The organism is Pseudomonas sp. B21-041 (assembly GCF_024748675.1).
In the GTDB taxonomy this organism is placed as follows: domain Bacteria; phylum Pseudomonadota; class Gammaproteobacteria; order Pseudomonadales; family Pseudomonadaceae; genus Aquipseudomonas; species Aquipseudomonas neuropathica.
This window is the reverse complement of the sequence record NZ_CP087175.1, coordinates 324498-339998: the sequence shown is the minus strand read 5'-3', so window position 1 is coordinate 339998 and position 15501 is coordinate 324498. Positions and strand designations below refer to the sequence as shown.

10 protein-coding genes, 1 tRNA gene and 2 pseudogenes are annotated in these 15501 nt (G+C 48.8%); 7 read left to right on the top strand and 6 right to left on the bottom strand.

The features are described 5' to 3' along the window. The first annotated feature begins 207 nt into the window (after positions 1-207). The 6 genes and pseudogenes from LOY43_RS01475 to LOY43_RS01450 all read left to right on the top strand — a co-directional run. Positions 208-283, top strand: a tRNA-Thr gene (locus LOY43_RS01475). Between the two features lie 237 nt (positions 284-520). Continuing rightward, positions 521-1678 carry an ATP-binding protein gene (locus LOY43_RS01470; protein ID WP_258709100.1) on the top strand — a complete coding sequence of 386 codons (1158 nt, stop codon included), beginning with the start codon at positions 521-523 and terminating at the stop codon, positions 1676-1678. An 817-nt stretch (positions 1679-2495) separates the two neighbouring features. After that, a pseudogene (locus tag LOY43_RS01465) lies at positions 2496-3476 on the top strand (integrase domain-containing protein). Next, positions 3473-3772, top strand: coding sequence for a hypothetical protein (locus LOY43_RS01460; protein WP_258709099.1), 300 nt, complete (start codon positions 3473-3475; stop codon positions 3770-3772). The pseudogene LOY43_RS01465 and the gene LOY43_RS01460 overlap by 4 nt, the downstream one beginning before the upstream one ends. A gap of 1307 nt (positions 3773-5079) precedes the next feature. Next, positions 5080-10413: an RNA-directed DNA polymerase gene (locus LOY43_RS01455; RefSeq protein WP_258709098.1), complete on the top strand. Its 5334-nt coding sequence runs from the start codon at positions 5080-5082 to the stop codon at positions 10411-10413. 797 nt (positions 10414-11210) lie between these two features. Then, positions 11211-11360 (top strand): annotated as a pseudogene (locus LOY43_RS01450) (ATP-binding protein); the annotation flags it as partial. 97 nt (positions 11361-11457) lie between these two features. On the opposite strand, the gene LOY43_RS01445 reads toward LOY43_RS01450, so the two are convergent. The 3 genes from LOY43_RS01445 to LOY43_RS01435 all read right to left on the bottom strand — a co-directional run bounded on the left by LOY43_RS01445 (position 11458) and on the right by LOY43_RS01435 (position 12876). After that, positions 11458-12123 (bottom strand): RES family NAD+ phosphorylase, encoded by a 666-nt coding sequence (locus tag LOY43_RS01445; RefSeq protein WP_258709097.1) that lies wholly within the window; start codon positions 12121-12123, stop codon positions 11458-11460. Between the two features lie 11 nt (positions 12124-12134). Next, positions 12135-12542 (bottom strand): MbcA/ParS/Xre antitoxin family protein, encoded by a 408-nt coding sequence (locus tag LOY43_RS01440; RefSeq protein WP_016986313.1) that lies wholly within the window; start codon positions 12540-12542, stop codon positions 12135-12137. 76 nt (positions 12543-12618) lie between these two features. After that, on the bottom strand, positions 12619-12876 hold the full coding sequence (locus tag LOY43_RS01435; protein ID WP_258709096.1) for a hypothetical protein: 258 nt from the start codon (positions 12874-12876) through the stop codon (positions 12619-12621). Positions 12877-13239: 363 nt separating this feature from the next. Between LOY43_RS01435 and LOY43_RS01430 the strand changes: the two genes are divergently transcribed. Continuing rightward, positions 13240-14166, top strand: coding sequence for a LysR family transcriptional regulator (locus LOY43_RS01430; RefSeq protein ID WP_093430009.1), 927 nt, complete (start codon positions 13240-13242; stop codon positions 14164-14166). On the opposite strand, the gene LOY43_RS01425 is transcribed toward LOY43_RS01430, so the two are convergent. Genes LOY43_RS01425 through LOY43_RS01415 form a run of 3 tightly spaced genes read right to left on the bottom strand, consistent with a single transcriptional unit; the run spans position 14083 to position 15469 of the window. Further along, on the bottom strand, positions 14083-14400 hold the full coding sequence (locus LOY43_RS01425) for an AzlD domain-containing protein (protein ID WP_007952614.1): 318 nt from the start codon (positions 14398-14400) through the stop codon (positions 14083-14085). The genes LOY43_RS01430 and LOY43_RS01425 overlap by 84 nt on opposite strands. Beyond that, a complete protein-coding gene (locus tag LOY43_RS01420; RefSeq protein WP_007909125.1) occupies positions 14379-15095 on the bottom strand; it encodes an AzlC family ABC transporter permease in 717 nt (238 codons plus the stop codon). The genes LOY43_RS01425 and LOY43_RS01420 overlap by 22 nt, the downstream gene beginning before the upstream one ends. Then, a complete protein-coding gene (locus LOY43_RS01415; protein WP_008080517.1) occupies positions 15092-15469 on the bottom strand; it encodes a GNAT family N-acetyltransferase in 378 nt (125 codons plus the stop codon). The genes LOY43_RS01420 and LOY43_RS01415 overlap by 4 nt, the downstream gene beginning before the upstream one ends. Positions 15470-15501: the final 32 nt, after the last annotated feature.

Below are 15501 nucleotides of genomic sequence, written 5' to 3'. Positions count from 1 at the left end.
CGCCGAATAATGGCGCTCGCCGAGCGAATAATTTCGCCCTCGCGAAAGCCGAAACTCCACTGCCTGTCCTGCAAAACAGCCCTATCGTGCGTAAGGCACAAATGCTGCGTTACGCATTGCGCAGTGCTTAATTTGCCGCGATGCAAAAATAGTCTGAATTCAGGGGTTTACAGGATCTTCCCAATCGCTATAATCGTCGCCCACAACGCCGGTATAGCTCAGTTGGTAGAGCAACTGACTTGTAATCAGTAGGTCCCGGGTTCGACTCCTGGTGCCGGCACCATACAAAACAAAGCCCCTGCAGAAATGCAGGGGCTTTGTTGTTTGTGGGGTGTTTATATTCTTGGCAGTTTTACCTTCGGTGAAAATAGCTTCTCCCCTCGCACTTCGCGCGATTAGCCACACTTCCTCTTACACACTTCGAAAGCGCGGACTTTGAACCAACGGTTCACATTTCCATCTTTATGCTAAATTATGAAATAGCAATAATTATGGTGTACACATAAAAAGGTGTAATCGTATGAGCAGCATTTTTCAGCGCCCAGAACTGGCCGAGTCAATGGCTAACCAGCTTCTCAATCCAGGTGTGCTCGACGAAGGTCTGCGCTCAGGTTTATTTCTATCTGGCCTGCGCCGCACAGGCAAAACGACGTTTCTGAGGAACGACCTTATCCCGGCCTTGGAAGAAGCAGGTGCTTTGGTCATCTACGTCGACTTATGGAGCGACACTCTGGCCAACCCGGCAACGCTTGTGCACAACGCCATCCGGGAAACCCTGAAAGATCTGCAAACGCCGGGCTCCTCTGCCTTGGAAACATTCAAGCGAGTCAGCAATGTTGAAATCGGCGCCGGGGGATTCAAGTTCGGCTTCAAACTCGACAGCATTGGCAACGTCGACGGCCCAACACTGGCGCAAGCACTCACCGAAGTCGTAGATCAAGCCAGGACGGATCTGGTGTTGATCATTGACGAGGTGCAGCACGCCATTTCCTCAGACGACGGCAATCAGCTGCTCCTGGCACTCAAAGCCGCTCGCGATGCAATCAACCCTCGTCCGAAAACGCCGGGATACTTTCTATTTATCGGAACAGGTTCGCACAGAGCGCAAGTCAGCGAACTGACCGCCAAACGCAACCACGCCTTTTCCGGAGCCACGTCAGCAGCCTATCCATTGCTGAAAGGCGATTACGTTGAATTCCTACTCAACCGACTCGCAATGACAGTGAAGAAGGACAAGTTGCCGTCCCTCGAAGCCGCTGTCGAAGCGTTCAACACTTTGGGAAATCGCCCTGAAGAAATGTTGAAGGCCCTACGCCAACTCTTGCAGCAAGAGGGCGAGCCCGATGTTTTCCTACCCGTAATAGCCAGCACATTACGCTCGGCCGCGGCGAGCATCGAGCTGGAAAAAGTCGAGCAACTGGGTAGCTTGGCTCAAGCCGTTTTCAACAAAATCGCATCTACAGAAGGCGATGCTCGCGGAATTTTCTCCACTGACGCAGCGGCTGAGTATTCAAAGTCAGTCGGGCGAGAGGTGCGGGTCGAAGAGATTCAACCGGTGGTGATTGCGCTGGTTGCCGAGAACATCATCATGCGACGCGGGCACGGGATTTACGCGATTACGGATCAGTTTGTTCAAGAGATCTGGCTGGAAGAGCGGGCTTTGATTGAGGGGAGTTAGACCGCGGGCTGATTTTTTCAGTGACGGCATTTCTGCCGTGCAGTTAACGCAATCATCTCAGTGAGCCAGTTCCGGGCGAACGTCACTCCTCCAAGATCAAGATGACGAACTATCCACAGACGTAGAAAAGATCGGGCAAAGCGCTGTCGCCGACAGCAACCCAGGTAGCCAGAACCTTTAAGGCTACGCAACACAGTGATGGTTCGCCCAAAGTGCGATTAGCGTCCGGCGGCTCGCACGGTCACAGCGATGTGATGGATGCCTACTTTTATCAGTGTGCCCACTGCGGCAACTCATCCCCTTTCATAGTTGCCCTGCAGCAACCTATCCGCTTGGCCATTTCCTTACGCCAACCTGCGCCCGTCTCTTTCTCCCGGAAAGAGACGGGCGCTCCTACCACCGCTGCAGCCCACCTCGTACAAGGCTTTGCGGCATTTCCCCTCGTGACAATCGGCGTGACAAACACCGAAGTCACCAGCAACAGCGATGCAGATGATGGTGCCGCAGTCCACGGAATGGACTGCACCTGACTGACAGTCAGGCATGCCCCGGTCATCGCTTCACTGCCTTAACCCGACTCAAGATCTCGCGGCGCTGGTCTCGTCAGCCAATGCAGCCTCCACCCGCCCACCGGTAACGGTGCTCAGGGGGCCAGATCATGAGATGCCCATGCTCCCGGTCGTAAAGAGCCGCCAGTCCCGCGTTAGTGGACAACCTCACAGGTCGCAGGGGCCTTGATCCCTGATAACACTCAACATTCTTGGCGGGATGACGTGGGGAAAGTTTTAAAAATTTTGGCTTCGAGAGGAGTTCGATCATGGCGCTGGTGGGCAGACGAGATGGGCGCAATTTTGGCTATGGGCGACAGCTGAGCTACGCCGGGCCACAGGCGTTGCGCGATCTGTTTGGCGGCGGGCATTACGGCACGGTGAAGGCGCACAGTGATCGGTGGCAGACGTTTGTACGGTGGTGTCGTTCGGAGGATGGACCAGGGTTCAACGATGCGCGGCGGATTGATCGGCAGACTTTGCGGGGCTACGCCGGGTATCTGCGTCAGCAAGTTGAACAAGGGGCTATCGGCATTGCCACCGCGCAAAACCGGTTGTCCAGCGTGAACCGAACCATAGCGGCGCTTCGCGGTGATCAGTCTGTGAAAGTGCCTAGTCCGAGCAAGGCGCTGGGAATGCGGCGCACGAGTGTTCGTCATTCGGTGCCACAAGGCCAAGACCGCGAACACGTGAAGCAGATCGTCGAGGTACTCTGCGAACACCAAATGCCTCGCGCGGCGGCCATCGCTCAGTTGGCGTGAGCCACCGGCATGCGCTTACGCGAGGCCATTTTGGCCGACCTACCGCGCTTAAAACGTGAGGCAGAACACTACGGCAAGATCAACATCCAGGATGGCACCAAAGGGGGCCGCTCAAGTGCCTCGGCTCCTCGCTGGATCAGGGTGGATGATCATATTCGCAAAGCGCTAAGATTCGCCGAACAGGTCTCACCCGGTGGCAGTCACAACCTGCTTGCGCCGAACGAAAGCTACCTCGATTTCCAACGGAAAATCGTCCGATCCGCACGGGACCTCCTCCATCTGTACAGCCTGAAAGGCTTTCATGAATTACGGACGGCCTATGCGTGCGAACGCTATGAGCAAATTACCCAGCATCCCGCGCCTATCAACGATGGCCATTGCTACCAACTCGACCGACGCCTCGATCAGGAGGCCCGAGTGCAAATCAGCTATGAACTCGGACACGGCCGTATCGACGTGGTGTCGGCTTACATTGGTGGTCGAGCATGAGCAAGCCATTCGATATGGAGGTTTTTCTGACAGGGGTGCTGAGCGGGTCGCATGCCACACGCCAGCGTCACCTTCGCCAGGCAAAGGCCATTCAACAGGCGATTTTTAATCGCTGGAACCGAGATACCCCATGGAACTGGCAGAGAAAGCATCTCGACTGGTTTCTAAATCAGCACTTGAATCAGCACGCTGAGTCGACGCGTTATTACTATCTGCTGACCATGAATTTACTCGCTCTCCGCCTAGCAAAACCATGGCAGTTCATAGCGAGAGGACGAGGTCGGCATAAATGGTAAACACAGCGTTGACCATTCCATACAAAGGAGAAACCGGCAGGAAATGCCCCGGGTGAGACCGTGAAAACAGTCACGTCAACACATGCTCACTCGATGGCTCGCCCCTTCACTGCCTGACGCCAACCGCGCAATCACTTTGTCGACGAAGTCAGGGGCAATTCAAGCGTCGCTAAGCGATGCCTCTCTACTGACTCAAGCGAACGCCTTTGATCTCATAAAAATCCGAATGATTGCCTCTATTGTGATATCACGCAGTGCTAGGATTGCCTCCACATATGTGGCACCGTGGGGTTAAAGATGGCGACGCTCAGGATGAAAGCCCTTGGCATTGAGACGTCCAAATCAGACGTCACGGGTGGTCCCAATAAACCCGCACATTCAATACCCAGACGTAAGTAAAAAGCTGGGCGACTATGATAGAGCGCGTAATGGACGAGAGCGTGTACGTCGGCGGCAATGAAGCTCAAGCCTACTTCTTCAGCAAGCTGGAGTTGTATGATAAAAATAAGTTCATAAAGAAACGCTGCAACGCCTTAGAACTCTCACATGTCCAAACCAAGCTACACCACCGCTTGGAATTCCACGTTTTTGCAAGAATTAAGTGCTTAGACGTAAGCAACGAGCGCCCCCTAGAGTGCTTGAGTAACCAAATCGAACTAATCCGTAACTCAAACGTCGATGCCTCCTACAAAAGAAGAATCTTCAAAGAAGATTTCTGCACGCCTAAATACGGGAGGTGGGCGTATAAACATCCCAATGGACAAAAAAAAATACATCGGCTTGCCAATCAGCCTAACTTTCGAAGATGGCAGCCTTCGCAAATTAGACCGCGATGTGTTGCCGTATGATAATCAAACTGATTTCCGACACAGTGTATATAGCTAGGTATATTACCCCTCTACCCGAAACGAGGAGTACCTGTTTACACCTTGTCCTTCTGTTCAGAAAAGAGGGGGAACTCATTAGTATTGCCGAGATGGAGTATTGCAGCGGAATTAGTATTTGGCCTTCTTTAGCTTCCTCTGCATTCGTAGATACCCTTAGTAACGCTCGATGTTTCTATAAGGAAGCTCTAGCGCTCTATTTTGGTCAAAAGAATCCGTTTGAAAGGCTGGTTGAAAAACATATTTTAAATATTCTGCCCCAGATAAGCATACTTATTCATGGGGCACACATTGCATGATCTTAAAAAAACCAAACATAAATGCAGTACGATCCGAACATGATGTTTTCTGTCAAGCTGACACACATAACCTTGACAAAATAAATATCCAAATACTGTTTTATACTTAATTATGGAGTCGACTATGTTGAACGAATTAGCAGCGCTACTACATGAATTTTTCGCCACAGATCAGGCTTCCCACGCACAGCATCAGCCCGATGGGAAGTACAGGAGAAAACCTGGCGCAGTTACGAAAAAACTCTTGGAGAAGACTTTAAGTACTTCCGGATCACTTGCAATTTACCAAAAGAATAACGACCTAACAATCAAATGGATCTGTTTTGATTTTGACATTTCAAAACCAAACTTAGAGAATGAACTTAGGCCGATCGCACAAGCTGAGCTTGAGCGCACGGTCAATAGCTTCTGCACATCACTTAGTAAGCTAAATGTACCTTATCTACTAGAGTTCTCTGGAAACAGAGGCTTTCACGTTTGGATAACATTTAAAGAGAAAACAAGCTATCGTACAGGCTACGAAATCCAACAAGCCTTGATCGAGAGCACACAACTTTTCTATAATAAAGATCTGATAGGAGTAGACCTTTTTCCAAGTTCAGGTACTCCAACAGATGGCACCGGACTAGGTGTAAAGGTTCCACTTTCAAAACATACCAAATCAAAGCGTTACGCTGTGTTATTAAAAACACAATCAGAACTTTGCACATTCAAACAAACCACAGAGCTTGATAGCGAAACTATAAATGCCAACCTAGAGATTCTAAAACAACATAAAAGCACAAGCAAATCTGAATTAGAAACGGCCCTAGGGGTTATTTTCAACTTCACTCATGATGAAACATTGCGCCCCGCAAGAATAAAATCAATAGGAATACGAAACAACGGCTTCACACTGGATATGTTGCAGGCACACTGGAAAGATCACTTGCCGCTCCATACTCTAGGCAATAAAATAATAGACGGCGGAAACCTCAACCACGAGGAAAGGAAACTTCTTGTAGGCATGCTCTACAACATCAAAGCAAAAAATATAGAAGATGCAGGACAAAAAATCCTGATAGATATATTTAGCAAGAGCGAAAACTACAATCCTGAGATAACGATTCGATCCATAAAGAAATTGTCATCGTTCAATTTTCCATCACAAGAACAGATAGAAAACACTACGAATGTAAAATTTACAAGCTCACTAACAGTCGAAGATCTGATAAAGGCTTGTATTCCTACATACACGCACTTTACAGACGCCACATTTGAGATATCAAAATCCGACATTGAAATAACTAAAACAGCCGAGCTTAGCTACTTATTTCTAAACGACGAAGCTCAGTCAAAAGTAATAATAAATGAACTGTCTTCCACCGATAGCTACCGATTACTAACCCTAGTAAATAAAGTAATACAAACCCCTAAATCAGCAGAATTTTATAAGCATCTACGGAACGAACAAAACAAAGTTCGAACGCTCATTACGCTAAAAGCGCCTGAAAGAATTGCAACCTCTTGCATATTGAAGCAGCTCATTTATTTTTTAAATATCCCCCCAAGCAGCAACTCCCACGGATACAAACCAAACAAGGGTTTTAGTGACGGCTACATATTTCAGCCATGGTTGTATCTATGGATCAAATTCGTATCTAACATAAGCAGCGCAATCGAAGATCCAGACAATCAAAACTATTACATCCTTAAAACAGACATAAAAAGTTTCTACGACACTATCCCTCATGACAATCTCAAAAGGATGTTACTTGGAGGCGTTAACCCGCGGATCGACGCGAAGCTAAGTGAGTTATCAGCAGAATCAAAAAGCTCATACCAATCGCACATTGATACACTCTTTGAAATAACGGAAAGAGTTGTTAACTCAAAAGTTGGCTTGCCTCAAGGCCCAGCTTATGCAAGGTACTTAGCAGAGCTATACCTTGATAATCTTGATCTAAACCTCGACTCGAAATTGCAACTAGAGGAAATTCAGCTCTACCAACGTTATGTAGATGATATTTTCATTATTGCCCCCTCCGAAGATTCTGCCAAATCAGCACTTGCAATGCTTCGTGCAGAACTCGAATTGCTAGGACTAGATATAAACAATGAAAAAACCAGTATTACTAAAATAAGACATTTCTCCAAGGACTTTAACACTTATCGCTCTCAATCAAAGTATGCTGTTGACAGAGTCTCAAGAAATTTTGCTGACTCGACTACTACACAAAAAAATCTAGCGATAAATGAGTTCATTAAGCTCGTTCAGTCAGACAGTTGCAATGATGACTTGGCCTTTATATTTTCCCATTTGGCAGGCGTACCAACCCTTGACCCATTAAAAAGAGAAAAGGTTGAACCTACACTGAACGCTAAAATTGGAAGAGGAAGTCTATATAAACACTTATTTAATTTTGTCTTAGACTCACCCGAAAACTGGGACGCGCTTGAGTCAGTAGATCACCTAGACGAGCTTCAATCAGAAGTATTCACTGCGAGCCTTATAACTGCACTTGAGTCTAGCAAGTCAGCTTCAGACGATCTTAAAAAACTGATAATTCGATTTGAGAAAAAATTATCAAAATCCGAGTTAACCAATGAAAACCTTACCTACCTAGCATTAGTTTTTGGCGTGGAAATTAGCTTAAAGGATATCCCTTCACCACATATAATAAACTGCTTAATAAGCCTTCCAGAGAATGAAAACCTAGAAATAAATACAAGATTAGTCGAACAGCTCAACACCGCCCTGAACGATATAAAAGAATTACCAAGATTCATTGAGGCTATATACCCCCTCTGTGCAAGCTCGAGAACTCAACGCAAAGATCTCAATGATCTAGCTGCTACATTCTATGCAAAACTTTCGACTGATGAAAGAAATGGCAAACTATCGATAGATTCCCCCCCAGAGATATGTGCTCCTTCAACTGCGTCCAAATACTACTACCTGTTATGCCTGTTCTCTATATCCAGCAAAAATAAGTCAACCGATCTATTGAGAAGTTCGTGGAAATACTGCGCACATATCTTCAATACCTATGAAACAGAAATAGCTCACAGGGCACCTGACTGGTTCAAAAAAATAAGCGACATTGAATACAGCCAAGATAACGCACTACTTCTAATATCAACAATTGTTGACGGTAATATATTCCGCGGACTTATTGACAAAAGAAAAATTTTTGAGAAATTCCACAGCCTTCTACTAATATACATAACGCTCCAAGACAACGATCTAAAAAGCGCAGGCATTGAGAAAGCGCTTGACGAACTCAAAGATAAAGCCGACTTCTACAAGTGGCTTATAGACAAAGACCAGACATCAATATTTCCGACCACGAATAAGTCATGGTTTGAAAAAAATATTATCGAAAACAGTTCGATCGTATTAAAAAGAGAAAGATCTATTCTTTTCAGGAAGCCAACCACTAATTTTCATTCAACAAGTACCCCTCTAAACGAACACAATGGCTATAGTGAGATAGTTGTCGATTATACACCGGAAATTCTAAAAACCTTGACTGAGACTATTTCAGAACAGACCACAGGGCAAAAGCTAAAAAAACTCCTCGACATAATAAATGTGTGCAAAGCCTCTGGGGCGTATCCCAACATATTCTGTAAAGATCGATTACTTACCGACAATACATTATTGCCCTTTAGCCAAGAACTTGTAAACTCAAGAACAATAATACTTGAAGATAGGGACGGAAACATCGAGACACTAGTCAACAACCAGAAAAACTTTATTAAAAGTTACTTTCGATCTACTTCAAGCCACGACGCCAACATACTTATAATTAAAGATAAGTATATTGACAACTTGGGCGACGCTATTGACGCTGTCGAATTTATAAAACACTTGCTACTACAGATTGAAGAAATAAATGGATCTGAGGATCCGTTTTACTTCGACTTAGCTGCAGCAGCCGCTCTATATCTCTCGATCGACGAAACTGAGCCGGCAAGAAGAATCGACAAATTTGTTGATCAATACCATCGCTTTAATCAAAAGGACAGTGATCGTCATATATACGCCATCGATCAAAGTACGACCCCCACTGATAGCACACCAATACACCTATTAAACACTATAGAAGCAGCTTTAAAATTAATCCCTACAACAGTGACCCCTTCGTTAGCTTTATATCTTCATACCGATATTGAGCAATACAGGAAGAACTTTTGCGAACTCGTAGAGCGGCACAGTTCCGAAACTTCAACCTTAGACACAGTTCAGTTCAAGCGCATCAGACCTATAGTTTCTCCAATCAGCGAGTCCCTACATTTCGATGGAAAAGATTATCCATTCAACATGGTACAGCTAGTAAACATAACCACTAATGAAATTCATCAATTTGAGACGAAACACTCCATAGCTATAAGCTCGTCTGAGCACGTTTACTTCTACGAGGATTCGTCCGGCATATATATTGCTGCCATGCACAGTTTTATAAGTAAAATATATAAATCCATAACAAGCAGACTGGACATTTATTCCTCCAAAGGAAATCACTTCAAAAGTTACCCAACCACTATTTTTGACGAAAAAAATATATTGTCCTTAAATGGCTTTAGCTCTGCCGTGGATGTAGTTTCAATACACCGAGACATATCCAAAACCGATGCGCATTCAAATTTAGTACAGTGGCTTAGCTCCCTGCCAAAAAAATTCCACCAAGCGTTAGTAACATTAATATCTGCTCACACAGTGATGCATAAAGAGGACATCTTTAAGTTTACAAAAAAAGTCGAGCATTTACTAAGTGAAGAAGGTAGTAACCCTTTTCTAATAAAGCACATCGGCGACTACAATGGTACGCACCGAGTATTATTTAAGGACAACGATATTGGTCGTAGTATCGAGAGTCTCTCTCCGGCAAGTATTGCAATTGACTCCGAAAGAGCGACTCTTATAACCGACACAATCATCACAGGATCGCAAATAATTTCCTCAATGAATTTTTACTTGACGGGCATAGAAACCAAATCTAACTCAAATAACTTCCTAATCCCAGTCGAACACAGGGAAGCCTTGATATCAAACTTGAAAAAATTAAAATCAATTGACATCTGTACAATTTTATATACAGCAAATGCGATTAGAAACATCGAAACATTTCTAAAAAGCGCGATGAATGAAGCCGTAAAGGTAAATGTTATCTGTGGAAAAGATATCGGTGAGAACGCGCTCTTCGGCACTACGAGCCGAATAGGAGAACAGGATAAAGATCTAATTCGCAACATCCTTAGGGACCAAGAGTCCATGCAGAACCTTCTCGATCATCTTGATGTAATACCCACCTTCAAAAAGTCAAAGTCAAATATAGACGAGGAAATTAATAAAACCAATTTGGTTGCGCGATATCAATCGTTGCCAAAGAAATGTTTTGTATTTCTGAAAACCGGTTTGAGGCATGCGCCTACATGTCATCCACTTACTCGGATACGCGAGCTAAACGAGTAGCCTGGGAGAGTTTAAGATGGTCAAGGGGATATTTGTTGTCTGTCCCCTTACATCTCTAAGGAAGAGTTCGCAGGGCTGGTGTAATATTGATCGTAGACAGACGGCTTCAATGCTCCTAATGTTCGACGGCGACGCATCAGTAACAGCTGTAAGCCAGATCACATTAACCTACTCGGTCGAATTCAAACTGAGTGAGCCATCGCCAAATCTATTTCGTGGTTCTCCTACTTCGGCGAGGTCCGTGCGCATACGATTCTGAAAAATGGTTGCGGGGCATGGATCACCCCTGCATTGAAATTGATCTTCACATATGATTTCTAGAACAGATCAATGGCCCAGCGGCTTGTGAATTATCAATTCTGCTCCCCTGGAGAATCACCTGAACCAGATCAATCCGCAAAAATCGTCTATGACTACATTCCGAGCGAGAACTCCTCTCCGACGATCGGCACAGAAGCGCGGCCTAACGATAAGGATAGGTTTAGGGATAGAAAGCTAAAACAACTGGATAAAAGTTTTTTACTTACAAAATGTTATGGAAATTTTCGACTCCTGGTGCCGCACCATACAAAACGAAGCCCCTGCAGAAATGCAGGGGCTTTGTTGTTTCTGGGGTGGTCATATTTTTGGCAGTGTTTCTGCTTCAGTAGAAATTGCTCCCTTCTTCCCCGTACTCGCCACACTTCCGCTTACAAACCCCGAAAGCATCGCTTTGCCTCATAAGTTCACACTTCAGTCTTTATGCCAAATTATGAGCTGGCGATAATTATTGTGTGGGCATAAAGAGGTGTAATCGTATGAGCCGCATTTTACAGCGCCCTGTATTGGCTGAATCAATGGCACGCCAGCTTCTCAATCCAGATGTACTCGATGAAAGTCTGCGTTCAGGGGTCTTTCTGTTTGGCCTGCGCCGCACAGGCAAAACGACGTTTCTGAGGAACGACCTTGATCGATGATGTCGTGAAAGTGATGGATGCGCCGTCGGACAAGCCGTTGCTGTAAACAACGCTTTAAGGCCCTCGCTGATACGAGGGCTTTTGCGTTTCAGACCTGACTGATCTCAAGCACAAACGAAATCTTCTGCTGACTCGCACTCCACACATACCGCAAATGCTTGCCCTGCTTCGGAATCGATACCGCTGGAGGTCGAAACGCGGCGACACATTCATGGCCCGGCAGGCGAACGCTGTTGTAAAGCAGTCCCCACGACTCGGTTTCGCGCAGTTGACGGGCGAATAGCTGAGACGGCCCGTAAGCCTCCGGATCCGGATTGTGCAGCTCGGGGTGATCGTGGCGGATATCGTGCAGCGGTTTAACCACCCGATTGACGTAAGTGCGCATGGTCAACTCAAGATCTGCTTCCTGAGTCGCCGCAAGAAATCGTTCCTGGTGATAACAGGTCTCGGCGATGGCAGCAGCCTGACTGCTCGCGGCGTAGTAAACGCCGAAGGTGCCATCGCAGAAACGACTGCGTTTGCCGATGTGGGTGAACGCAGCCATCACCGGAGTCGAACCGGGGCCAGAGAGTCGATCTTCGGGTCTCACGCGGGCGAGAACCCCGGCCTGCTCGATCAGACGATCATTGGTCAGCGCTTCAATTGCGTAGGCAACTTCCAGGTCTTCGGGATCGAGCACGTCTTCGAACAGCGCAATCGGCGGGAAGCTGCTGTTGACGATCCGATAGGCTCTCGGCCAAGCCACATCAGCCATCTCTGGCGCCTTCAACCGCGCACCCCATCGAGGTAACGACGCACATCGGCGATATCGACCACGCGTCCGGCGAGCATGTAATCCAGCGCCGTTTGCCCATTGAACGGCGCCGCCGTGTTCGGACTACTGACCCACGTGTAGGCACGCTCACGGCTGTTGCTGAAGATGATGCTCAAAGCCTTGTGAATGCCCATCAGGTAGGAGATGCGCTCAAGGGTGTCGTTAGGCAGACGTATGTTCGGCAGGTGTTTGTATTTATAGAACGTGGTGTTGCCAACGCCGCCGAGTAGTGTGCGTTGCTGCTCGGCGCTGCAGCCCCAGCGCTCCATGAGGTTGAAGAAGAACTTCAGCGCGACGCGGCCGGCTTCGGGGGCGTCTAGTTGTTCGCGTGGGGTGAGGGCTGGGGATGAGGTAGTCATTGAGCCTCTCCAGATTTGTCTTGCTTTGATACTAGTACATATACGAATAAATCGATAAAAAAGCTCCGTAAGCGTATTACTGGTTACCACATTCCCCATTGATTGGGATTCGGATATGACCGGATTTGAGCATTTCGTCGACCGAATCGAACCGCTGCCGAATAGTTCGTGCTTCCAACATGGCTTGGGCAGTCTTGTCCGTAGGAATTCGTGCAATGGACGGCTGCTCCTGAATTTCAATAACGTGATGAAGCCTGTTGCCAACTTGGCACTCCATATCGGCCGCTTCTTTTGATGCAATCACTTCGCTTACCTCACTCAGAACTGTAGCCACAGAGACTCGATGTCTCGACGCTGCCACTTCATCTGCTTTAACAAGTCGCCGCTATCAGCTCGGTCGCAAGTTCGCCTAGGATGCATCCACGTATTTCGCAGGCCAAAACCACTAACGTTGTCAGCCATTTCCCCGTGAAAAATCACCCCCACGCACCAAAACCACGCACTTTTTTTGACCCCCATCACCCCCACGTCACCAAAAACCCCGATCCTGTGTCAGCCTCCAGCCATCGGCGAGGACATCAATTCGCTACTAAACCCGCGACAACTATGCTCAGGTACAGGAATATAGCCAGCATATGGCGCCTGACCGGCAGTCTCGTAAACAACAATACCCAGCCCACTTTAGAGGGCATTACCCATGGATAGCAGAACCTTACGCAACCTCATGCGCATCGTGCAGACCGGCTCGTTGTCGGCCGCAGCCGAGCATTCGTGCCTGACTGTGCAGGCGTTGGCCGCGCAGTTGAACAAGGTCGAAGAGCAGTTCGGTTTCCGCTTGTTTCGACGTTCCAACAAAGGGCTGACGCTAACGCCGCAAGGCACTGAGCTGACGCCCTATATGGACAAAGTGCTAATTGCCACGCGACAGATGGAAGAAAAAGTCGAGGCGCTGAAAGTGCCGGGCCAGCGTACGTTGAAGGTTGCGCTGAACAACACCTTGGCGGCTGACTTCAACCGGCGAATGATCGGGCGCCTGATCGAGGTGTTTCCCGATTATCAGATGGAATTCAGCTACGCCGAGTCGATGGAAAATCTCAGCAAGCTGAAGAACGAAGACTTCGACCTTGCGGTGCTGATCGGCCCACAACGACCGGGCTTACCGAGCATCGTCCTGCCGGATGTGCAGGTGCAAGTGGTCGGCGCGCATTGCGGGCAGGAAAACGATCCACTGACGTTGCTGGGCAACAAGTTTCAGGTACGTCCTGCAGAAGATTGTCCGTATTCCCACAGCTTTTTGCGTTTTCTCGACGCTGGGCTGGGCAATCACGAGAACGGCCAGCGCATGGTCTATTCGTGCAGTGAAACGTTGACGCTGTCGCTGATCACGCAGATGGATGCGGTGGGCATGGTCTCGCGTGAAGCTGCGCAGAAGAACGGCCTGACGATTTTCCCCGGGTTCGAGGATTTTCTCGAAGTGCGTCTGGCGGTGAACAATCCGGAGTTGTCGAACCAGGCACTCAACGATGTCGTCGACTTGCCGCTACATGAACGAGCCGAGCGCAATGTACGCAGCCGTCCCAACCGCCACACTGAGAAAGAGGTTTTTGCTGAAATACGCACATAACAACGTCGGAATCGCGGCATAGAATTCCGGGCGATCGAGCTGTATGTGCTGATCCTTGATCAACAAGGGTGTCAGGCTGATCGCAGCGACGATCGCCACCGGCAAGTATTCCAGCGCCCGCGCAACGAACGGCGGCCAGTGCTCGGTGTTGACTTGCAGTGGCAGCGCGCGTGGCAGGAAAGTCACGGCCATCATCAGCGCAACCACCAGAATCAGGAACGTTTGGTCAGGCATACACCCACTCCGCAGCCCACAAACGTGGCGATAAACACATTGAACGGCGAACTGCCGACCAGACTCAACGCGCCCATGCACAGCACAGCGGCCGCAGCGGCAATGAGTTTGTTGCGCGTGTTGCACAGCGACACCAGCACGTAGAGCATCATCGCCGTCAGGGCGTAGTCGAGCTGATATTTGATCAGGTGCGCCGCGTACTGTGCGCAGACCGCGCCAAGCAAACCACCGAGCACCCACGAGGTGTGGCAGAACAGGTTGAAGCCGATCAGATAACGCACGTTGACCGGTGCGCCAGTGCCAAGTTTGACGCTGTGGAACGCGAAGGATTCATCGGTCAGGCCACCGGCATAAGCCCAGCGTTCCATGCGGCTGAGCCCCAGCGCCCGCAGGGCCTTGGCCATGTACACCGACATCAGCATGTGCCGCGCATTGATCAGGAACGTAGTCAGCACGATGGTGGTCAGCGAGGCGCCGCTAGAGATCAGCGCCAGCGCGGCGAATTGCGAAGCGCCGGCATATACGAACAAACACATCGCCACTGGCAGCCACATCGGCAACCCGGCGTTGACGGCCATCAGCCCGAACACGAATGACACCGTGAAGTAGCCAGCGACGACCGGGCTGGCTTCGGCAAACGTGCGCGACGGCTGATGGGCAGCCATCAGCGGCGCACTGCCGGACGTTTCATTCATAGATCCCTCTCAAATGTCCGCTCGCCGTGGGGCTCGCAAAAACCCTGGGCAGTCCAGAATCGCTTGCCCGCGAGGTTAGCATCGTCGACGAACAGAAACATCCGTAACACGCCGACCCGTTTCATATCGGACGACGCCGCTTCAACCAGTCGTTGACCCACGCCCTGGCTGCGATAGCGCGGGCTGACCGCCAGATGATTGATGGTGCCGCGACTGCCGAGCATGCCACCGAGTACCGCGCCGACGATCTCGCCCGCCACGTCAAAGGCGAGATAGGCCGTGGTGGTTTTCTGGATCAGCACGCCACGCAGGCACTTGGCGTCCTGCCACTCGCAGAAGGACACTTCGTCGAACTGGCGGAAGAAGCGCTCCATGCGCTGCGCATCCTTGGCCGTGGCGCGTCGCA